A 21,426-nucleotide genomic window follows, 5' to 3' on the forward strand; every position below is an offset into this window, starting at 1 on the left:
GGGGCTGCGCAATGGTAACGTGGCGCTTCGAAGCGCCCACCCCCTTCGGCCAGAACAGCTGGAGCTGCTAAGCTCACTCTGACTCCCCCAGACAAGGTTTGCTCCATGCGCACCATGACCAGCGATATCACCCCCAAGCCCATCAACTGGTCGGTGCTGAAAACGCTGTTTCCCTACCTGCTGGAATTTCGCGCACGCATTGCTCTGGCGGTGGCCTGTCTGGTACTGGCGAAGCTGGCCAGCGTCGGGTTGCCGTTTATTCTCAAGTACATCGTCGATGACCTGGATGCCCAGGGCGCCAGTGAGCTGCTGACCCTGCCGCTGGGACTGTTGCTGGCCTACGGCGTGGTGCGGTTTTCCAACGTGCTGTTCGGGGAACTGCGGGATACCCTGTTCGGCCGGGTGACCGAGCGGGCTATGCGGCGGGTGGGGCTGACGGTGTTCCGGCATTTGCATGCACTGGACCTGGATTTTCACCTTAACCGCCGCACCGGCGGGTTGTCCCGGGACATCGAGCGGGGTACCAACGGCATCAGCTTCCTGCTGCGGTTCATGGTGTTCAACATCCTGCCCACGCTGCTGGAGGTTGGTATGGTCATCGGCCTGTTGCTGTGGAACTACGATGTCTGGTTCGCGCTGATAGTGGCGGTGTCGGTGGCGGCCTATGTGGGCTTCTCGGTGTTGGCCACCGAATGGCGGTTGGTGTTCATTCGCGAGGCCAACCAGGCGGAGTCCGCCAGCAGCACCCGAGCCATCGATAGCCTGCTCAATTACGAGACGGTGAAGTATTTTACCAATGAGGGCTTCGAGGCGGACAACTACGACCAGAACCTGGCCAGTTGGGAGCAGGCCAGGCGCAAGAATCGGCTGTCGCTGTTTGCGCTCAATGGTGGCCAATCCCTCATTATTGCCGCTGCCATGACGGCGGCCATGGTGCTGGCGGCGGTACAGGTGACCAACGGCAGGATGACCATCGGCGATTTCGTGTTGATCAATGCCTTCATGATGCAGGTGTTTATGCCGCTGAACTTTCTCGGTTTTGTATACCGGGAAATGAAAGGGGCGATGACCAATATCGAGAATATGTTCGCGCTGATGGCGGTGAGGCCGAAGGTGGCCGACAACGCAGACGCCGCCGGGCTGGCGGTGACGGCGGGTGAGATCGCGTTTCGGGACGTGCGTTTTGGCTACAACGACAGCCGTGAAATCATTCGCGGTGTGAGCTTTACCGTACCGGCGAAGCAAAAAGTGGCCATAGTCGGCAGCAGTGGGGCGGGCAAGTCGACGTTATTCAAGTTGCTGTTTCGCTTCTACGACGTCACCGGAGGCGAGATCAGCATCGACGGTCAACCGATTCGCGATGTCAGTCAAAACTCATTACGACGCCAGATCGGTGTGGTGCCACAGGACACGGTGCTGTTCAACACCAGCATCTTCGAGAATGTCCGTTACGGACGACTCGACGCCCGCGATGACGAGGTCTGGCAGGCCATTCGCCTGGCCTACCTGGCGGATTTTATCGCTGAACTGCCGGACAAGGAGCACACCCTGGTGGGTGAGCGCGGCCTGAAGCTCTCCGGGGGGGAGAAACAGCGGGTGTCGATCGCACGGGCGTTGCTTAAGCACCCTCCGATCATGGTGTTCGACGAGGCCACCTCCTCCCTGGACAGCCGCTCGGAGAAAATCATCCTGCAGGCGATGCGTGACATCTCCCACCAACAGACCACCCTGGTGATCGCCCATCGCCTGTCAACCATCATGGATGCGGACCGGATCATCGTGCTCGACAGCGGTCAGGTTGCAGAGCAGGGCACTCATGGTGAGCTGCTGGCGTGGGGCGGGCTCTATGCCCACCTGTGGTCGGTGCAACAGCAGGAAGGCTTGGGCAGACCCGCGCCGGCGGTGTAGCTCAGCGGCACCTGGCCGGATTCCGGTTCATTTCAGGGTCGGATAACCCTCGACGAAGACCCAGCCGGTATCCTGGGCCGGAACGTGGCAGCCCATGCAGGTGGCTTCAAAACTCTCGGAGACGTTCACCGCCGGGTTATCGGCCTTATAGAGTCCCCAGCCCCAGCCTTTGCCCCAGTGCGGCCCGTCGAAGCGGTTCTGGTTGTCCTTCACCATCACGAACCAGATCTGTGGCTCGCCCGCCCACAGTGCCGGTCCGGTGGTTTTGGTGCCGGACTCAATGCTGCGGATCTCCTTGATCAGCACGGTGCCATCGGCGAACTCGCCGGTTTCCCGGTAGGCTCGGGCCGCCTCAGGCTGGGTGTAAACGTCATGGAAGCCGGCTCCCGGCGCGTCAGCGTCATTCACCACCCAGGAACCCAGGTGGACCCAGCTGTTCCGGGCATTCGATGGAAGCGAGATGTTGCCCTCGGCATCCACGTAGTCCCGGAAGGTGGTGGTTGCCAAATCGTCCGCCAATACTGGCGTTGCGCTGAGGGCCAGCGCAGCCGACACAGCGATTGCCTTGGTTGTGGTCATGGTCCGGTTCCTCTTTTTGGATGTTGTTGAACTGCTTGCTCCGGTTGTTTCTGGCGTCCGTTGTTTTATCGGCGCGAGTTGACAGTGTAGTACGCGATTGAGGCAATAGGTCTCAACAATGGCTTCGCTCTGGCCAGGGTATTCCATTGCTATACCGGTCATTCGCCGTTGCAGTGGAGCAAGCCTGGAGGATCAATAACGCAGGAGCGACGCTGCGGAAACCGCAGGTCCATCTCAAGCTATGCCTTTAGCGTATGGCTCATATCGAAACTGTGTCATTGTTGGTATTTCTAGCCGGTGGTAGTTTGAAGCCTTTGGTGGGTGCGCTCTAACCACTGTCCAAACCCAATCGGACGATGAGTGCGCCCAGGAGGCTGAGAACCAAGGGTGAACGCAGCGATGTCAACGAAAACAACACCAGCGATTTCCATGGCCTGTTTGCTGCAACGGGCTGCGGAAACCTGGCCGGATAGCCCCGCCGTGAGTTATGACGGCGAGACCTTCAGTTGGCGGGCAACCCATGACCGCTGTCGGCGCATGGCCTCGGCCCTGGTCGGGCTTGGGGTGTCCGCGGGTGATCGGGTGGCCTACCTGGGCTTTAACTCGCACTGGTGTTTTGAGTTGTTTTTTGCCTCCCCGATGGCGGGCGCCATTTTCGTTCCCGTTAACTTTCGCCTTGCCGTTGGTGAGATGGTGGCCTGCCTCGAAGATGCCGAGCCGACTGTGTTGGTGGTGGATCAGCACCACCTGGGGCAAGCGGCGGCCATCGCTGAGGCCTGTCCCTGGCTAGAGACGTTGGTGTATGCCGGCACAGAGATGGGGCCGGAGGGTATGACTGGTTACGACCGGTTGTTGGCGGGGGCGGTGGACCGGGAGCCAGTCGCCAGCGGTGATGACGATACCCTGGTGATCTTCTACACCGGTGGGACCACCGGGCGTTCCAAGGGTGTGATGCTCAGCCATATCAACCTGTTCAGCAATGCGCTCGGCGGGATTCCCCGGTATTGCATGGTCGAGCGGGAAACCCATCTGCTGGCCAACCCCATGTTCCATACCGCGGCGGGATCGCGGGTTTATATGGCCGCGATGACCGGCACTCACTCGGTGATTCTGTCCCGCTTTGACGTGATGGAGCTGATGCATGCGGTGGAGCGTTATCGCATCAACACTATGCAGATTGTGCCGACCATGCTGCAAATGATCCTCGATCACCCCAAGTTCAGTGAGCTGGACTTCTCCAGCCTGCGCTTGATTACCTACGGCGCCGCGCCGATGCCGGTGGCGCTGCTGGAACGGGCATTATCGTTTCTCCCCGGGGTATCGTTTGCCCAGTCTTACGGCATGACCGAAGCCTCGCCGGTGGTGACCGTGCTGGATGGCGACGATCATTCGCTGGAAGTCAGCCGACTCGCCCGGTTGGAGTCGGTGGGACGCAGCATCACCCACAACCATGTGCGGATCGTGGATGCTTGCCGGCGGACCTTGCCGACGGGTGAGGTTGGCGAGATTGCCGTGAAGGGGGCAAGTATCATGAAGGGTTACTGGCGTGCCCCCGAACTCACCGAGGCGGTGTTGCAGGATGGCTGGTACTACACCGGCGACAGCGGTTATCTGGACGCCGACGGCTACCTGTTCCTCGCCGGCAGAATCAAGGACATGATCGTCAGCGGCGGTGAGAACGTCTATCCCATCGAGATCGAGAACCTGCTTTCCCGTCACCCGGATATCCAGGAGTGCGCGGTCATCGGCGTGCCCCACGACAAATGGGGTGAATCGGTTCATGCGGTGGTCCGGTTGACGGAGCCCGGCCTCGCGACTGAGCGCGATATCATCAGCTACTGCCGCGAACGCATCGCCCACTACAAATGTCCGACCGGCGTGACCTTTGTAACGCAACCGTTGCCGGTTTCAACGATCAACAAGCTCTTGAAATCCGAGGTCCGGAAAATGATCCTGCTGTAGGTGTGGTTTCGCCAGATTTTTCTAATCTACGGCGTTATTTTATTTGCGTTGTTTGTATTGCTGTTGGGGTTTTATCTGTTATCTGAAATCCCTTTTTTGTTATGTCTATTCCCCTTTTGTCTTATTGATCAATAATAAATATCAATCCTTAGGTTTTGTATTTAAAAAGTAAATTAAAACAAATTGTTATGGCTTTAATTGTTCGCCATTTCAAGCGATATAAAATCGGTATGGCGGCGATAAAATAATGGTTTGTTTTCGAATTTGATTGTTGTTGACCATGCTCTATAGGCAAGGGTAGCTTGATAAAGCTGCCTATGTAACTCATTGCCAGATTGCTGCTTGATCAACATTAAAAGAACTGTTCAGAGACCGTTCTGAATGAATCGGACCGTTTGGCTACAACAACAAGATCGGGAGAGTTCCATGCCCTTTAGCTTAAAGAATCGTTCAACGACGAATACAACGAAGAATACAACGAAGAGTTCAAAGAAATTGCGCCAACCCCTGACCGCGACGCTTTGCTCCGCCGCCCTCGCGCTGGGCATCAGTGCCCCGGTCAGCGCCGCCGAGACCGAACTACCGAGTACCATGACCTGGTCCTCCTACGACGTGGGCTCCGCGGGCTACGCGGAGGCGTCGGCGATCGCGGATGCCTTCGGCAAGAAGTATGGCACCCGGATTCGCATTCAACCATCCGGGTCTGCCATCGGCCGATTGCAACCGCTGCTCAGCGGCCGGGCCGACGTTGGCTTTCTGGCCACAGAAACGTTCTTTGCCGCCGAAGGCGTCCATGATTTTTCCACCCGTCGCTGGGGGCCGCAGGACCTGCGGGCCATTGCCGGCCGGCCGTCGTCAATTGGCATCTTCACGGCGGCGGACGCCAACATCAAGACAATGGCGGATCTTAAGGGGCGTCGCTTTGCCTACGTGGCCGGAAACCCCTCCATCAACGTCAAGTGCGATGCCTTCCTGGCGTTTGCCGGTCTGACCCGCGACGACCTGGAGGCGGTGATGTTTCCCACCTACGCCAGTGCCATGAGTTCCCTGGCCCGCAACGAAGCCGATGCGTCCTGTACCACCACCACGCCGAGCCACGTCTACGAGCTGGCCGAGTCCCCCCGCGGCATCCGCTGGCTGGAGATGGATCCCAACGACACCGAAGCCTGGGACAAGCTCAACAAGGTTGCCCCCTTCCTGGCCCCCTATGAGGAAACCGTCGGCGCGGGTATCAGTGAGGCCGATCCGGTCAACATCGTGGCCTACCGCTACCCGGTGTTGGCGGTGCGCGCCGATGCCAGTGCCGACGAAGTTTACAGCATGCTCAAGGCCCTGGATGAAACCTATCCCATGTACAAGGATGCGACCGCGGTTATGCCGCGCTGGAACATCAACCTCTCGGGGGTGCCCTCCATCGACGTGCCGTTTCATGATGGCGCCATCCGTTACCTGGAAGAAAAGGGTATTTGGACCGAGGATCTGCAGGCCTGGAACGACCAACGCACGGAACGTCTGAACGCCTTGCTGCAGGCCTGGCCGCAAGCGGTGACGGCAAGCGAAGGCAAGAGTGATGACGAGTTCGCCCGAATCTGGGAACACCATCGCCAACAGGCACTGAATTCCCTCTAACCGGCGATTGCCAACACCGAGCCAGGCGGCGGGGCGCCACGCCACCGTCGCCGCTCAGCCAAATCCGGAGTGATGCGAATCATGACTTCCCAATCGGGCGCTGATGCCCCGTCTCAGACAACAAACCGCGAAGGCTCAGGGAAGGGGCGACTCAGCGGCAGTGGCTACTGGGTCGTGCTGACGCTTGGCGCACTCGGCCTGCTGATGGCCGTCAATCAGACCTTTAACCTTAAGCTGCTGGGCTTCGAGCCGCTGGGTAATTCCTATCTGTACTACCTGATCGGGCTGTTTCTGGCGGCGGCATTTCTGTGTTTCCCGGCCTGGTCCGGCGCCCGCCAGCGGATCGCCTGGTACGACTGGGGGCTGGCCGCGCTGGCGCTGGTCGCCTGCGGTTATCTGGGGTACCACGGTCTGACCATGATCAATATGGGCTGGGAGTTCGAGGCCCCAACGGAGGCGACGGTGTTCTCCGGCATCCTGTTGGCGCTGGTGCTGGAGGGGGTTCGCCGCTGCGGCGGATGGCCACTGCTGGGTGTCTCGCTGTTCTTTGGCAGCTACCCGCTGTACGCAGACAGCATGCCCGGATTCTTGTGGGGTAACGAGTATGCGTTACCGGAGCTGATCCGGGCCCATGTCATCGGCGTTGAGAGCATCATCGGCATCCCCATGCAGGTGGTGGCGCAACTGGTGATCGGATTCGTGGTGTTCGGTGCGGCACTGACCATCACCGGCGGCGGCGATTTCTTCATGAAGTTCGCCACTGCCCTGATGGGGCGCAGCCGTGGCGGCCCAGCCAAGGTGTCGGTGATGTCCAGCGGTATCCTGGGCAGCCTGTCGGGCAGCGTGATTTCCAATATCCTCACCACCGGGCCCATCACCATCCCCACCATGAAGAAAACCGGTTATCCCGCCCACTATGCCGGGGCGGTGGAGGCCTGCGCCTCCACTGGGGGTACGCTGATGCCGCCGGTGATGGGGGCGGTGGCCTTCATCATGGCGTCTTTCCTCGGGGTCGCCTATGCGGAGATCATGATCGCCGCCTTCCTGCCGGCACTGCTGTTCTACCTGGCGCTGCTGTTCCAGGTGGATAATTACGCCGCCCGTCGTGGCCTCAAGGGCCTGCCGGAGTCGGAGATTCCGTCCCTCAGGGAGACCCTGAAAGAAGGCTGGCCGTACCTGTTTTCGCTGCTGATGCTGATCTACATGCTGTTGGTGATGCGACTGGAAGCCTACGCGCCTTACTATGCCTCGCTGGTGTTGTTGGGGGTGGCGCTGTTCAAGCGTGACTATCGGCTCAATCTGACCCGGGCGAAGGCCTTCATCACGGATCTGACCACCAACGTGGCCAATCTGGTGGCCATTCTGGCAGGCATTGGCCTGGTGGTTGGCGGTCTGTCCTATACCGGGGTGGCGGGGGCCTTTTCCCGCGAACTGCTGTTGTATGCGGACGGCAGTGTTCCGCTGATGCTGGCGGCGGGCGCGGTCACCAGCTTCATTCTGGGCATGGGGATGACGGTCAGCGCCTGCTACATCTTCCTGTCCATTCTGCTCGCGCCGGCGCTGGTGAATGCCGGGCTGAATCCTCTGGCCAGCCACCTGTTCATACTGTACTGGGGCATGCTGTCCTATATCACGCCACCGGTGTCGCTGGCGGCTATCACTGCGGCAGGGGTTGCCGGTGCCAATGCCACTCGCACCGGGCTGTACGCCATGCGGCTGGGGGGTATCCTGTTCATCCTGCCGTTCCTGTTCGTGTTGAATCCGTCGCTGATCTTGCAGGGTGAACTCTCCAATATCCTGTTGTCGACGGTGACCGCCATTACCGCCATCTGGCTGATTGCCTCGGCCATGGAGGGCTATTTGTACCGGATTGGCAGCATCGCACTGCCGTTGCGGGTGCTGGCGCTGATTGCCGGCGGCTTGATGATCTATCCGGATGCGGTGTCGGACGCGGTTGGCCTGCTGGTCATTGCGTTGATGTACCTGGGTAAGCGTTTGTTGAACTCGCCCGCGCTGGCAGTGCCGGCCTCTGACCATAGGGCGTGAACGAAGGAACTTGACCATGATTGATAAACGAATGGCGTCCTGCCGGGAAGCGGTTGCCGACATTCCGAATGGCGCACGGGTGATGATCGGGGGCTTTGGCAGCTCCGGTATTCCGCTGCGGCTGATTGAGGCGCTGCGGCAGCATGGCGCTGGCGACCTCACCATCATTTCCAACAACGCCGGCGTCGCGGAGGAAGGCATTGCGTCCCTGCTCCGGGACGGCCTGGTTCGCAAGATCGTGTGCTCCTTTCCCCGCTCGGCCGGTTCAGTGTGGTTCGAGAAACGCTACCAGGAGCAGTCGGTGGAACTGGAGTTGGTGCCTCAGGGCACCCTCAGCGAGCGTATCCGCATTGCCGGGGCCGGCATCGGCGGTTTCCTGACCCCCACCGGCTATGGAACCCGGCTCGCCGAGGGCAAGGAGACCCGGGTGATTGACGGCAAGGGCTACGTCCTGGAGATGCCGCTGCATGCGGATTACGCCTTGGTGCGGGCGGCTCAGGCCGATCCCTGGGGCAACCTGATTTACGACACCGCCGGCAGAAACTTCAATCCCATGATGGCGATGGCGGCCCAAGTCACCATTGCCGAGGTCGATACCGTGCGGGCGTTAGGTGAACTGAACGCCGAGCAGGTGGTGACCCCGGGCATTTTCGTCAATCGTGTGGTGGCACAGGAGCGTCAGCATGTTGCGGCTTAACCCTGAACAAATGGCGCAGCGGGTCGCCGCCGATATACCCGATGGCTCCTACGTCAACCTGGGCATAGGCCTGCCCACCAAGGTTGCCAACTACGTGTCCGGCGATCAGCAGGTCATCTACCACAGTGAAAACGGCATCCTTGGCGTGGGGCCTGCGCCGGCGACTGGCCAGGAAAACCCCAACCTGATCAACGCCGGCAAGCAGCATGTCACGCTGTTGCCCGGCGGCTGCTACTTCGATAACGCCGAATCGTTCGCCATGATGCGTGGTGGCCATCTCGACATTGCCGTACTGGGCGCTTTTCAGGTGTCCGAGCGCGGCGACCTGGCCAACTGGGCAACTGACAATGACCAGTTTCCCCCCGCCGTGGGCGGCGCCATGGATCTGGCGGTGGGCGCGCGCCGGCTGTTTGTGATGATGCGTCATAACACCCGGGACGATCAGCCGAAGATACTCGAGGCCTGCAGCTATCCGCTGACCGGAGCCGGCGTGGTCAGCCGTATCTTCACCGATCTGGCGGTTATCGACGTCACCCCCAAGGGACTGCAGGTGGTGGAGCTGTTCGGTGACAACCGTTTTGACGAAGTCCAGGCCGTCACCGGTGCACGGTTGCTGCCGCCGGTATGAGTGTTCAAGCCGCGGCGGACCCTGACGTAGAGCGCAAGGTGCCAGCGACGTCGGCACCCAGCAAGGCAACGCTGAACCCGGACAGCCTCAGCAAGCCCCGATCGATCCTGGCCTACCTGGCGTTGTTCGCCGGCATTGCCAACTTTGTGCCGGGCAACACGGTGTGGGCGTCGGTCTTTGCCTGTCTGGCCATTGTGCTGGGGTGGGGGAACCTGCGTCGGGTCGGCAAAGCCATCCTGGTGTTGATCGTCCTGCTTGCGCTTTCATCGGCGGTGTTCGAACCGACGGCCCTGGCGCCAGCGGCGGGCAACATGGCCCGCATCAGTGCCCTGATCATCACCGTGATGTTACTCTCGGCGGTGTTGGGACAGACCCGGGATTTGAAGGTCATTTCCCGTAGCCTGTTTGGTGGCCGCTCCACGGTCCGATACATGAGCATGACCTTTGGCACCACCTTGCTGGCCATTCCGCTGAATTTTGCGTCGGTGGGGGTGGTGGCCACCATGATCGGGCTCCAGGTCAAGGAACGTGGTGACTCCGCGCTTGCCCGCAATGCCGCCCGTGCGGTGGTCAGAGGGTTTGGCGGGTCGCCCATGACCTCGCCGCTGTCCATCTCCATTGTGATGACGGTGACTTTCCTACCGGGGCTGTCGAGCTGGAAGCTAATTGCCGTTGGGCTACCGGTGGCCACGCTCTACCTGCTGGCTGGGGCACTGGCGCGAGAGCAGGAACCACCCCAGCCTGTCACGCCACCGCCGGGTGAGGACGAGGAGTCCGCGCTGTTGCCCTGGTTGCGCTTCGTGGCCATTATTGCGCTGATCTGTTTGGGAGCTTTTGCCCTGAGCACCTGGGTTGGCCTGGTCTATTCCCTTGCCGTGACATTGAGCTGTCTGGCGGTGGTGATCCTGGGCCTGCTCCATCAGTGGAAGGTGGAGGGGGTGCTGGCACTGCCGTCGCTGGCGGCAATGAACAATGAGCTGGTGATCATGGGCGGTGCGTCCTTCCTGGGCGGGATCATCGGTACCTTCGCCCTGACCTGGCTGGGCATGGATTTCAGCCTGCAGGCCTGGGCCTATCCGCTGGTCGCCATTGCGGTGCCCTGGCTGTTCTTTGTGGGCGGTGCGGTCGGCATCAACCCAATCATATCCGGGACCCTCTCCGGCAGCATCCTCGGGCCGATCTGGCCCGAGTACGGATTGCTGGGGCTTGGCCTGGGCATGGTGACCGGCTGGGGAATCACCATCGCCGGAACGCCGTACTCAGCCAATGCCCTCTTGCTGGAGCGGTGCACCGGCTACAGCGCCCAACGCGCCGCCTACGAGTGGAGTCTGCGTTATTCCCTGATTGCGCTGACCCTGAGCAGCCTGCTGTGTATGGTGCTGACGCTGCCGTAATGAGCAGGCCGCCCAGGCGTTGGTTTGGCCCAGAAATCAATGGCCCTTGAACTTCGCCTCCCGCCGCTCCAGAAACGACTGGATTCCTTCCTTCACATCTTCACTGGCCATCACCGGTTGCAGGTCGGGGAACAGGCGCTGCTTGGCCTGCTCCTGGCCCTCGCTGACGGCGAGCTTGGAAGAACTGAGGCTGCCGCTGACACCCAGCGGCGCGGCATTGGCAATCTTTTCGGCAATCGCCAGGGCAACCTGGAACTGCTGGCCTGGTTCTACCAGTTCCTGAATCAGGCCCCATTGATAGGCCTGTTCCGCAGTCCACTCATCGCCGGTCAGCAGATAGCGCTGGGCATTGCCCCAGCCGATCTCCCGGGGCAGCCGGATGGTGGCGCCGCCGCAGGCGAAGATGCCGCGTTTGACTTCCAGCTGGGCGAAGCGGGTGCCCTTGGCGGCCACCCGGATATCGGTGTTGAGCATCATCTCGACGCCGCAGGTGTAGCAGATGCCCTGGGCGGCGAATACCACCGGTTTGCTCAGCCCTTCACCGACGATGTGGAACGGGTCCAGTTCGCCGTCGCCGGGCTCGATGCCGGCGCCGTTGGCAAACACGCCCGCCCAGTCGTCCAGCTGCAGGCCACTGGTGAAGTGGTCGCCTGCGGCGTGCAGCAGACCCACCCTCAACTCCGGATCGTGCTGGAGCTGGTAATAGGCGCGGGCGATGTCGTGGTACATGGCCCGGTTCATGGCGTTCATCTTGTCCGGGCGGTTGAGACCGATCAGCAGGATGTGACCCTGCTTTTCCACTGTAACGAGAGACATTAGAACCACTCCGCGTGCATGTTCAGACAAGTATCGTCCTGGTTGCGCAACAGCACCAGGTCCTGGGCCACCGTGGGCAGCTCCCAGTGGAAGAAGTACTGGGCGGCCTGCAGTTTGCCGTTGCAGAAGTCACGCTCGTCATCACTGCTGGCGGTGGCCAGCCTGCGGGTGGCGGCATTGGCCTGGCGCAGCCACATCCAGGCAACAATGATGTTGCCGAACAGGTGCAGATAACAGGCGGCGTTGGCCAGCGCCGGGTCTGGGTTGCCGGTCATCAGGGTCTTACCCAGGCTCTGGGTCACTTTGACCGCCTGTTGCAGGGTTTCGCTCAGGGACAGTGCCCAGGGCTGACAGCGTTCGCTGGTGGCCGCCTCAAGATCCACCTGCATTTCCTGCAACAGCAGCTGCAGGCCGTGGCTTTGATCCTGCCACAGTTTACGACCCAGCAAATCCAGCGCCTGGATGCCGTTGGTGCCTTCATGGATGGGGTTGAGGCGGTTATCTCGCCAACACTGTTCCACCGGGTGCTCCCGAGTGTAGCCGGCACCGCCGTAGACCTGAATCGCCAGATCATTGGCCTTGGGACCATACTCGGACGGCCAGGCCTTGATCACCGGGGTGAGCAGGTCCAGCAACTTGCCGGCTTCCTCACGCTTTCGCGGGTCCGGGTGGCTGTGCTGGTCGTCCATCAGCCGGGCGCCATACAGGCACAGGGCCAGGCCGCCCTCACTGTAAGCCTTCTGGGCCAGCAGCATGCGGCGGACATCGGCGTGCTCGATGATCGCTACCTGTGGGCTCTCCGGGTTTTTCTCAGACGGTTTGCGCCCCTGCAAGCGGTCCCTGGCGTATTCCAGGCTGTGCATGTAGCCGCGATAGCCGATCACTGCCGCGCCCAGACCGACGCCAACCCGGGCTTCGTTCATCATCTGGAACATGTATTTGAGGCCCTGGTGCGGCTCTCCCACCAGATAGCCGTAACAGGGGGCATCGTCACCGAAACTGAGGGCGGTGGAGGTGGTGCCCCGGTAGCCCAGTTTGTGAATCAGACCGGCAAGACTGACCCCATTGCGCTCGCCCGGAGCGCCGTCGTCCGCCACACGAAACTTCGGCACAATGAACAGGGAGATGCCCTTGACCCCCGCCGGCGCGCCTTTGATCTTGGCCAGTACCATGTGCACGATGTTCTCGGTGATCGACTGCTCACCACCGGAGATGAAAATTTTCGCCCCCTTGATCAGGTAATGACCTGCATCGGTGGGCGTTGCCGAGGTACGAATATCCGCCAGACTGGAGCCAGCGTGAGGCTCGGTCAGCGCCATGGTGCCGCTGAACCGGCCGGACAGCATGTGGGGCAGGTAGGTGCTGCGTTGCTGCTCACTGCCAAATGCCCGAATCAGGTTGGCCGCGGCGGTGGTCAGGAAGGGGTAACCGGCGGTACTGGGATTGGCGGCTGTGAACAAGCCGTTGCAGGCGGCCATGACCGACTCCGGCAGCTGCATGCCGCCGAGCTCATGGTCGTGGCGGCCGGCGATAAAGCCGGCCTGGGCGTAAGCGTCAAAAGCCTGCTTCACCTCCGACAGCATTGTGACCTCGCCATCAACGAAGCGGGGCTCGTCCTTGTCGGCCGCGCTGTTGTGGTTGGCGAAAGTTGCCCGCGCCATCTTGTCGGCGATTTCGATTACTGCATCGAAGGTGTCCTTGCTGTGTTCCTGGAAGCGGTCGCGCTTAACCAGCGCTTCGGTGTCCAGCACGTCGTAAAGCTGGAAGGCGAGATCGCGACGGTCGATCAGGGTATCGGTCATGGGGGGCTCCTTGTTGTTGCCCTTAGCCTCTCACACTCCGGCACTGCCGGGAAATCGGCATTTCTGACATAATCATGGTGAATATCGCCATGTCATGGGCACCATGGAGCGGTCATGAACACCATTTCGGTCATTGGGTTTGACGGAGCGCTGGCCAGCGCCATCACCGGGGTGATCGACCTGTTCCGCCTGGCGGGGGTGACTTGGGCGCGGATTCAGGGTGACACTCCGACGCCCTATTTCCAGACCCGCCTGCTGACGGCGGAGGGCGAACCCTGCCGCTGTATCAATGGCCTGAGTTTGCTGGCCGACGGCTCCTGGCGGGATATCGACCGGCACGACGAAACCGATCTGGTGGTGATTCCCACCATTGGCGCCGCCATCGAACCGGTCCTGACGGCGAACCCGGCGCTGGTGGTGTGGCTGAGTGCGTTCGTCGACGTCGACCCCGGCCAGGTACATATCGCCAGTAACTGCACCGGTGCTTTTTTGCTGGCAGAGGCCGGCTTGCTGGATGGCCGTCAGGCAACCACCCACTGGGGCTTCAGCAATCAGTTCCGGCAGCGATATCCGGCGGTGGATCTTTACCCGGAGAAACTGGTCACCGTGGACGGACCGGTCGCCTGCGCCGGTGGCGGCATGGCCTGGTGGGATCTGGGCATTTACCTGGTGGAGCGGTTTGCCGGCGCCCAGGTGGCCAGGGAGCTGGCCAAGGCCTTTGTGATTGATGCCGGGCGCACCAGCCAGGCGCCCTACAGCATGCTGCAGACTAAACGCTATCACTCCGACCGGGCCATTTTGCAGCTGCAGGACTGGCTGGAGCAGAGGTTTTGCGAACCGGTGTCGTTGACGAGACTGGCACAGCAAGCGGGGTTGACCGAACGGTCTCTGCTGCGGCGGTTCAAGCAGGCGACCGGCGACTCCCCTAACACCTATTTGCAGCTGCTGCGCGTGGAGGCGGCCCGACGGCGGCTGGAGTCGACTTCAGCCAGTATTGAGGTCATCACCCGGGAGGTGGGGTACGAAGACGTAAGCTCCTTCAGCCGGCTGTTTCGCAAGCACACCGGTTTGTCGCCGGGGGGGTATCGGGCGCGGTTCCGCTGAGCCGACCGACCGGGTATCGCACGGCGGGCGACTTCGTGTTATACCAGCAGTCCGCTGATCGGGACGGCTGCCCACGTCCCGAGTGATGATCAAAATTGGACATTTGTTGTGGAGCGTTAAACCATGCCCAAAGCCAGTGAAATCAAGAAAAATCAGGCCATCGAGTTCGAAGGCCGCGTGTATTTTGTCAAAGACATCGAACGCTCTGTGCCCCAGGGGCGGGCCGGGGGCAGCCTGTACCGTATGCGCATGTACGATGTGGTCACCAACAACAAACTCGACCAGACCTTTAAGGATTCCGACATGCTGAACCAGGCGGATCTGGTCCGCAGGCCGGCAACCTTCTCCTACAGCGATGGCGAGGAGTATGTGTTCATGGACAGTGAGGATTACACCCAGTACGCCCTGAACAAAGGGGCTATCGAGGACGAGCTGCTGTTCATCACCGAGGACATGCAGGGCCTGATGGTGATCCTGGTGGACGACGCCCCGGTTGCGCTGGATCTTCCCACCACTGTTGATCTGGAAATCACCGAAACCGATCCCTCCATCAAGGGCGGCTCGGCCACCGCACGGACCAAACCGGCGACCCTGTCCACCGGTCTGGTGGTGCAGGTGCCCGAGCACATCTCCACCGGCGACCGCGTCAAGGTGAATGTCGAGGACCGCAAGTTCCTGGGGCGCGCCTGAACAGGCGTAGCCGTCCTCATGAGGTGAATCTCAGGCCGTCTTGAACCGGCCCACCAGTTGCTGCAGCCGCCCGGCCAGTTGTGCCAGCTCTTCGCTGGCCACGGCGGTTTGCTGCGATCCCTGCGCCGTCTGCTGGGACGATTGCGCGATGGCATCGATGCTGCGAGTAATGTCGTCGGCGGCGGCGTTCTGTTGTTCGGCGGCACTGGCGATCTGGGTGTTCATGTCACTGATGACGGTCATGAATCCGCTGATTTCTTCAAGCGCGCCATGGGCGCGGGCGGCTTGTTCCACCGTGTCCGCCGCACCACGCCTGCCGGCTTCCATGGTGGTCACGGATTCCTTGGCTTCTTTTTGCAGGCGGGCAATCATCTGATCAATTTCTTCGGTGGAGTGCTGGGTCTTGGCGGCCAGCGACCTGACTTCGTCGGCAACCACTGCAAACCCCCGACCCTGTTCGCCCGCCCGGGCAGCTTCGATTGCGGCGTTCAGCGCCAGCAGATTGGTTTGCTCGGCAATGGTGCGAATGACGTCGAGAATGGTGCCGACATTGTCCGACTCCCGCTCAAGCTGAGCAATCTTGCCGGAGGCGGACTGGATATCATTGGCCAATGAGCTGATTGCCTCCCGCGTTCCGTTCACCACCAGCTGACCGTTGCGGGTGGCCTGATCGGCGTTTTGGGTTGCCTCCGCAGCCTGGCTGGCGCTGCGAGCGACCTCGCCAACCGTTGCGGTCATCTGGTGGGTTGCGGCGGCGGTTTGGCTGAGGGCTTGTTGTTGCTCTTCCACCTGCTCGCTGGTCTGCTGAGTGATGTTCGACAATTCTTCCGCCGAAGAGGCCAGTTGCGCCGTTGAATGATTGATTTCCAGGATCATGTCCCGCAGCTGGGCGATCATGTTCTTCATGGCCTGCAAGAGCTGGCCGGTTTCGTCCCGACTGGTGACCTGGATATCCATGGTCAGGTCACCCTCGGACAGGGCATTGGCGGCGTTGACGGCTGTTTTCAGCGGACCGGTTATGCTGCGGGCGAGCAGCAGGCCGATGGTGATGCCAAGCACCACGGAGACGAGACTGAGGCCAATCATTCCCTGCAGCGCCGCCTGCTCGTCCTGCTCTACGGTTTCCAGTGCGTGGTGGGTCATCTGTTCGATGCCCAGTAATATGGCCTCCAGGTGATGGTCGAGCGTGGTCTGGGCCTGCTCCATTTCCTGGGCATGAGCGACGGCCTTGGCTAGTTGGCCGCTGTTGATCTCGCCGAACAGCGCGCTGACCTCCTGCTCGAAGGCCTTGTGTTCCTGCTCGACGCTTTCCAGATCGCTGGTCAGTGAGCGGATTTCCTCTGCGATTTCGGGCGTTGGCGCGTGGACGAGTGCGCGTGCAATCAGCTCTCTGGCGGCGAGTATCTGCCGGTCTATGTCCTGAGCGAGTTCTGTCACCCGGGCTTCGATCTGCCCAAGGCTCTGGCCTTCCGCCAGAGGGATGTCCGCCAGCCGCAGCCCTCTTTCAATCAGGATGGACTTTTCCAGCTGCTTAATGGTGACTTCCGTCATCAATTCCACCAATGGCATGTCCTCGGTGGACACCGTATGCAGCTCGTTGCCGACTTTGGTGACTTTGATGATTCCGTAGCTCGATACCAGCACCAGCAGCATTAATAGCGCGCCAGCCATGGCCAGGATTTTGGTTCCGATCGTCAGGTTCTTGAGCTGTTGCATGAAAAGCCTCCCGGCTCCGGTGCGGGTGAGTCCTGGGGCCCGCTCGCAAAAGCTGACGGGTTATTGCAATAGTAGACGGTGATTCGAATCCGGCTAGCCAAAATATCAGTCAGTTAGCGGTTTTCGGCCGGGCACTGAAGCTGCGGCGGCAACAGCCAAAAAACGGCGTGATCATGGATGCGGCTCTGCGCATTGACGATCGGGCGTTCCGGCCCAGACGAAGCCTGAAGCCGAGCCTTGGGCTGTAACCCGGAGCCGGCACTTCATGGGCCCGTTCAGCCGGGCTCAGTGCAAGTTGCGCTGGATGTAATCCAACAAATAGGTCTTGAGGCACCGGGCACGAGCGTTGAGCAGTTTCCCGCTGGGCCAGATCAGAAATATTTCCCGAGGCTCGCCCAGCCATTGGGGTAGAACTCGCACCAGCTCACCAGAATCGAGTTCAGGCTTGACCTCGGTGGTCGGGAGCAGGGCGACACCCTGCCCATCGCACACCAGGTACTTGGCCAGACCGGTGTCGTTGAAGGTGGCGTTGTACCGGGGGTAAATCTCCTGGCCGGCGCCTGTTTCTGCATGGCTGAGTTTCCACCTGGACACCAGTGTGGTGCCAATGATGCGGTGCGCCTTCAGATCAGACGGCGTCTTTGGCTCGCCATGTTGCGCCAGGTAAGCGGGCGCAGCGACGACGATCTTGTCGATTTGCCCCAGCCTTTGCTGGTAGAGCTGGGAATCCGGCTGCGGGCCAATGCGGATGGCCAAATCCGCTTTGCTGTTCACCAGATCCTCTCGCTGGTTGCTGACGATCAGTTCCAGCTGAATGTCGGAGTGGGCTCGGGTGAAACCCAGCCACATGGACCGGAAAAAACCGTGGGATATATTGGTGGGCGCCAGGACCTTAAGGTGACCGCGCAATTGGGTCATGTCTTCGCTGAGCCGGCGCTGGGTCTGTTCGAACTGTTCTACCAGGCTGGCATAGGCCTGATAGTGAATCTCTCCTTCCTGAGTGAGCACACACCGACGTGCAGAGCGGTTCAGCAGGCGGCAGCCAAGCTGATGCTCCAGCTTTTGCAGTCGCCGGGTTACCGTGGCCAACGGCAGGCCAAGGTAGCGTCCGGCACTCGAAAGGTCACCCTGCTGAACGATGTGAACGAACAGGGCAATGTCATCCATCATGATTTCATTATCGAAATATAGATTCTAAATTATAGATGTATTTTTGATTATGAAATTGAGCTTATCATGAACGCACTACAGTAACCGACAGGAGATTGCCGCGTGATACCGGTGAAGTACTCGTCCTACGTGTTTTCGTTTTTCATGTCCCTGCTGATGTCGGGAATCATGTCACTGGTCATTTCCGCGTTTAACGTTGGCCTGGTTGACCACCTTGTGGCCATTTGGCTGAAGGCTTGGCTGTTTGCGTTTGCAGTCGCGCTGCCCACCATCATCATGGTCACTCCCCTGGTGAGAAAGTTGGTGGCGCTGCTTGTTTGCGATGGGAAGCAGTCCTGAAACACGGTTCAACGGGGCCTGGGTGGCTCCATAAGGGGGCAGGACGAGGAGACTCTCGATGGAAATGTCCTATCTTTGGGGATCAGTCTTGGTGGGTATTGGCGCCACCTTGTTGATGGATGTCTGGGGTGTGATCCAGCGCCGGGTATTCAAAACGACCTCACTGGATTTTTGTTTGGTGGGACGCTGGTTGCTGTATATGCCGGAGGGACAGTTCCGGCATCCGCACATTGCCCGCGCAGAGCCAAAGCCGGCGGAGTGCGCAGTGGGCTGGGCGGCGCATTACCTGATTGGTGTCGCCTTCGCCTTTGTGCCGGTGATCGCCACAGCGGGACAGTGGCTCGAACAGCCTACTTTGGCGATCGCGCTATGGGTGGGGATTGGAACAGTGCTGTTTCCGCTCCTGGTCATGCAGCCTCTGTTAGGCCTGGGGTTTGCCGCGTCGCGTACCCCGAATCCGACACAGGCGCGACTGAAAAGTCTGCTGACTCACACCCTCTTTGGCCTCTGGCTGTATGTCGCTGCGCTTCCCGTCAGTTTCTGGCTGATGTCTCAAGCCGGGTAGACAGTTTGATGGCCCCTAACGTCGGTTTCGTTAGTGTTCGCGATCTTCGACATAGCGGTCCAGCCGCAACCGGTGCCGCTCATCAAACAGCTGGCGCAAGGTCAGCTGCGAGGCGACCAGGATGCCGATGCCGGTACCGGCGGCGATCAGCAGGATGATCAGGATCTGGTAGCTGACTGCGCTGATGGGGTCGGCACCGGCCAGCAGTTGCCCGGTCATCATGCCGGGCAGGCTGACGATGCCACTGGCGGCCATCATGTTGATCACCGGGATCAGGCCCTGGCGAATGCCGTCGCGGCGGATGTCTTGGCAGGCTTGTGGCCAGGGTTCGCCAAGCGCCAGCCGCTGTTCCAGGATGGTCCGTTGCTGATGGGCGCCTTCGAGAATCCGGCTGATGGTCAGGGCGATGGCGGTCATGGTGTTGCCCAGCATCATGCCCAGGAAGGGGATGGCGAAACGTGGGTGATACCACGGATCGTGGCCGATCATCACCAACAGCGCCAGCAGGGTCAGTGTGAAGGAGCCGATGGCCATGGCGAACATACCGTCCCGCCATTCCCCCAGGCGGTGTCTGCGGTAGTGCTGTCGGGCCATCACCTCGCGGCCGGCGGCAAGTAGCATGACTGCGGCAACCAACAGCACCCACCACACCGTGATGTTGTCAAACAACGCCTTCAGGATCAGCCCGATCAAGGCAAGTTGCAGGCTCATGCGGGCCATGCCAATCAGCAGACCGTTGGCACTGCGTTTGCTCATGGGCCGTACAAAACCGGCCACCGCCACCACAATCAACGCGGCGAGGCCCAGGTCGAGCAGACTGAGTTCAGGTCCATTCACGGGTTGTTGCTCCTGTCTCGGTCACCTCACCATCCAGAATGCGCCAGTGCCGGTCCGCCAGGCGTTCGCGCTGGGCGGGGTCATGGCTGGTCATAATCAAGTGGCCCTGATGATGGCGGCACCAGTCCGTCAGTAACGCCTCCACCAGCAGGGTGGTGTCGGAATCCAGGTTGGCGCAGGGTTCATCGAGCAGCAGCACCTTGGGTGATCGGTCCAGGGCTCTCAGCAGGGCCAGGCGTTGTTTCTCGCCGCTGGACAGTTGCTGGGGATCGCGGCTGAGAATGGCTTCGCTGAGCCCGATGTGGCTCAGCGGCGCCGTTTCCGGCGAGTGAAAATGCTCGGACACCCGGTGATGCCACCAATGGCTGTCTGCCGCCACCAGCATCACCTGTTGACGCCATTGCGGGGCGCTGACGTCGAGGCTCGATTGCTGATCCAGCACGAGGTGCCCCTGCCAGGGGACGAGGTCGGCAAGCGCCCGCAGAAAATGGGTTTTTCCGGACCCGGACGGCCCTTGCACCAGCACCCGTTCGCCGGCAAGAACCCGAAGCTGGTCGGCCCGGATGAGGTCGGTTGTGAGTGATTTTACATCGAGCATGAATCAGGGTGGCCGGCTGCTGGGAAGTGGTGGCGGGATTCTAGCACGTACTCCCACGTTGGCAGGGATATCGAGAGGGCTTCGTGGCGGCTTGGGGGGCGTGTGTGGCTTCCCGCGTATAACGGTCCAGAAACGATCGGTAGTCTGGCAGTTGGCCGGAGCGAATGGCCAATTCGTAGCGTGGAATCAAGGCGGCCGCCACGGCCTTGGAAAACACCGGATAGGCCTGGGTTGGGGGTTCTGGCAGCGGCAGCAGTCTGATCTGATCCTCCAGGCCCAGCTGGTGCACCTTAAAACGCAGCACCTCGATGTCCGGGTTGTAGGTGGCATCGATCCGATTGGTCAGTAACCGGCGCAAATTGCGTTCCACCGAATTGCCTCCGGTGATCGGCGATTGGATCAGCCCGTGATGGGCAAGGATCGGTGACACGTAGGCGTCCTGCCAAACGCCGATGCGAAAGCCGGCCAGGTCGGCGATCGATTCGATTCGGCTCAGGGGCGACTCGTCACGAACCGCGATGCCAGCCTGGGCCGCATAGAGCGAGGTTTTTGGGTACTGAAACTTGCGCGCCCGTTCCGGCGTTCTGGCCAGGAACAACGCAATGTCCACCTCACCGTGCTCCAGTGAATGGAGCAGCCGTGAGATCGGGTAATCCCGAAACACAAAGTCCTCCATCCCCATCCGTTGCAGCACCATGCGGAAGTACTCCACTCCCGCGCCGGAGGGGCGCTGATCCCGGCCGACAAAGACATGAGGTTCCGCCGCGAAAGTGCCGATACGTAAGATGTCTCCCTGGGACTGGAGCGAGCAGCCGGCCAATGCAAGGACGATCAGCAGGCCGGACAACCGGCAGCGGTAGATGTTGGGCTTGTGGCGAGGCATCGTCGTGTGTGGTCCTTCTGTCAGGACATCGGCATTGATGCCGGAAGTATAGGCAATAAACAA

At 60.7% G+C, this 21,426-nt stretch carries 19 protein-coding genes; 11 read left to right on the forward strand and 8 right to left on the reverse strand.

Annotation, left to right across the window (positions count from 1 at the left end; all coding sequences use genetic code 11):
• Positions 1–105 precede the first annotated feature (105 nt).
• Positions 106–1,908, forward strand: coding sequence for an ABCB family ABC transporter ATP-binding protein/permease (locus N6L25_RS02730; protein ID WP_271977585.1), 1,803 nt, complete (start codon positions 106–108; stop codon positions 1,906–1,908).
• A 27-nt stretch (positions 1,909–1,935) separates the two neighbouring features.
• Here N6L25_RS02730 and N6L25_RS02735 read toward each other — a convergent pair whose 3' ends face one another.
• A complete protein-coding gene (locus tag N6L25_RS02735; RefSeq protein ID WP_271977587.1) occupies positions 1,936–2,487 on the reverse strand; it encodes a cytochrome P460 family protein in 552 nt (183 codons plus the stop codon).
• A 399-nt stretch (positions 2,488–2,886) separates the two neighbouring features.
• Here N6L25_RS02735 and N6L25_RS02740 point away from each other — a divergent pair, with 399 nt between their 5' ends.
• The 6 genes from N6L25_RS02740 (at position 2,887) to N6L25_RS02765 (ending at position 10,843) form a co-directional block, all read left to right on the forward strand.
• Positions 2,887–4,449, forward strand: coding sequence for a long-chain-fatty-acid--CoA ligase (locus N6L25_RS02740; RefSeq protein WP_271977589.1), 1,563 nt, complete (start codon positions 2,887–2,889; stop codon positions 4,447–4,449).
• Positions 4,450–4,944: 495 nt separating this feature from the next.
• Positions 4,945–6,078: a TAXI family TRAP transporter solute-binding subunit gene (locus N6L25_RS02745; protein WP_271977590.1), complete on the forward strand. Its 1,134-nt coding sequence runs from the start codon at positions 4,945–4,947 to the stop codon at positions 6,076–6,078.
• Between the two features lie 81 nt (positions 6,079–6,159).
• Positions 6,160–8,124 (forward strand): TRAP transporter permease, encoded by a 1,965-nt coding sequence (locus tag N6L25_RS02750; protein ID WP_271977592.1) that lies wholly within the window; start codon positions 6,160–6,162, stop codon positions 8,122–8,124.
• 16 nt (positions 8,125–8,140) lie between these two features.
• On the forward strand, positions 8,141–8,821 hold the full coding sequence (locus tag N6L25_RS02755; RefSeq protein WP_271977595.1) for a 3-oxoacid CoA-transferase subunit A: 681 nt from the start codon (positions 8,141–8,143) through the stop codon (positions 8,819–8,821).
• Positions 8,808–9,449 (forward strand): 3-oxoacid CoA-transferase subunit B, encoded by a 642-nt coding sequence (locus N6L25_RS02760; protein WP_271977597.1) that lies wholly within the window; start codon positions 8,808–8,810, stop codon positions 9,447–9,449. Before N6L25_RS02755 ends, N6L25_RS02760 begins: the two co-directional genes overlap by 14 nt.
• A complete protein-coding gene (locus N6L25_RS02765) occupies positions 9,446–10,843 on the forward strand; it encodes a hypothetical protein (protein WP_271977599.1) in 1,398 nt (465 codons plus the stop codon). Before N6L25_RS02760 ends, N6L25_RS02765 begins: the two co-directional genes overlap by 4 nt.
• 36 nt (positions 10,844–10,879) lie before the next feature.
• Here N6L25_RS02765 and N6L25_RS02770 read toward each other — a convergent pair whose 3' ends face one another.
• Together N6L25_RS02770 and N6L25_RS02775 are read right to left on the reverse strand one after the other, a co-directional pair.
• Positions 10,880–11,659 carry a crotonase/enoyl-CoA hydratase family protein gene (locus tag N6L25_RS02770; RefSeq protein ID WP_271977601.1) on the reverse strand — a complete coding sequence of 260 codons (780 nt, stop codon included), beginning with the start codon at positions 11,657–11,659 and terminating at the stop codon, positions 10,880–10,882.
• Positions 11,659–13,461, reverse strand: coding sequence for an acyl-CoA dehydrogenase (locus N6L25_RS02775; RefSeq protein WP_271977603.1), 1,803 nt, complete (start codon positions 13,459–13,461; stop codon positions 11,659–11,661). The genes N6L25_RS02770 and N6L25_RS02775 overlap by 1 nt, the downstream gene beginning before the upstream one ends.
• 114 nt (positions 13,462–13,575) lie before the next feature.
• Between N6L25_RS02775 and N6L25_RS02780 the strand changes: the two genes are divergently transcribed.
• Together N6L25_RS02780 and efpL are read left to right on the forward strand one after the other, a co-directional pair.
• On the forward strand, positions 13,576–14,565 hold the full coding sequence (locus N6L25_RS02780; RefSeq protein ID WP_271977605.1) for a GlxA family transcriptional regulator: 990 nt from the start codon (positions 13,576–13,578) through the stop codon (positions 14,563–14,565).
• 123 nt (positions 14,566–14,688) lie between these two features.
• Positions 14,689–15,255, forward strand: coding sequence for an elongation factor P-like protein EfpL (gene efpL, locus N6L25_RS02785; RefSeq protein WP_271977607.1), 567 nt, complete (start codon positions 14,689–14,691; stop codon positions 15,253–15,255).
• Between the two features lie 30 nt (positions 15,256–15,285).
• Here efpL and N6L25_RS02790 read toward each other — a convergent pair whose 3' ends face one another.
• Together N6L25_RS02790 and N6L25_RS02795 are read right to left on the reverse strand one after the other, a co-directional pair.
• Positions 15,286–16,971 (reverse strand): methyl-accepting chemotaxis protein, encoded by a 1,686-nt coding sequence (locus tag N6L25_RS02790; RefSeq protein WP_271977609.1) that lies wholly within the window; start codon positions 16,969–16,971, stop codon positions 15,286–15,288.
• Positions 16,972–17,256: 285 nt separating this feature from the next.
• Positions 17,257–18,141 carry a LysR family transcriptional regulator gene (locus N6L25_RS02795; protein WP_271977611.1) on the reverse strand — a complete coding sequence of 295 codons (885 nt, stop codon included), beginning with the start codon at positions 18,139–18,141 and terminating at the stop codon, positions 17,257–17,259.
• 102 nt (positions 18,142–18,243) lie between these two features.
• On the opposite strand from N6L25_RS02795, the gene N6L25_RS02800 reads away from it, so the two are divergent.
• The gene (locus N6L25_RS02800; RefSeq protein WP_271977614.1) at positions 18,244–18,480 is read left to right on the forward strand and encodes a DUF2798 domain-containing protein; all 237 of its coding nucleotides are present in this window, start codon (positions 18,244–18,246) and stop codon (positions 18,478–18,480) included.
• 58 nt (positions 18,481–18,538) lie between these two features.
• Positions 18,539–19,045, forward strand: a complete 507-nt coding sequence (locus N6L25_RS02805) for a DUF2938 domain-containing protein (RefSeq protein ID WP_271977616.1) — start codon at positions 18,539–18,541, stop codon at positions 19,043–19,045.
• 30 nt (positions 19,046–19,075) lie between these two features.
• Here N6L25_RS02805 and N6L25_RS02810 read toward each other — a convergent pair whose 3' ends face one another.
• The 3 genes from N6L25_RS02810 to N6L25_RS02820 are packed head-to-tail and all read right to left on the reverse strand — an operon-like array spanning position 19,076 to position 21,363.
• Positions 19,076–19,882, reverse strand: a complete 807-nt coding sequence (locus N6L25_RS02810; protein ID WP_271977618.1) for an ABC transporter permease — start codon at positions 19,880–19,882, stop codon at positions 19,076–19,078.
• Positions 19,869–20,480, reverse strand: a complete 612-nt coding sequence (locus tag N6L25_RS02815) for an ABC transporter ATP-binding protein (RefSeq protein ID WP_271977620.1) — start codon at positions 20,478–20,480, stop codon at positions 19,869–19,871. The genes N6L25_RS02810 and N6L25_RS02815 overlap by 14 nt, the downstream gene beginning before the upstream one ends.
• Before the next feature lie 40 nt (positions 20,481–20,520).
• On the reverse strand, positions 20,521–21,363 hold the full coding sequence (locus N6L25_RS02820; RefSeq protein ID WP_271977622.1) for a substrate-binding periplasmic protein: 843 nt from the start codon (positions 21,361–21,363) through the stop codon (positions 20,521–20,523).
• Between the last annotated feature and the right edge of the window lie 63 nt (positions 21,364–21,426).

It is taken from the genome of Marinobacter sp. SS21 (assembly GCF_028369065.1).
Lineage (GTDB): Bacteria > Pseudomonadota > Gammaproteobacteria > Pseudomonadales > Oleiphilaceae > Marinobacter.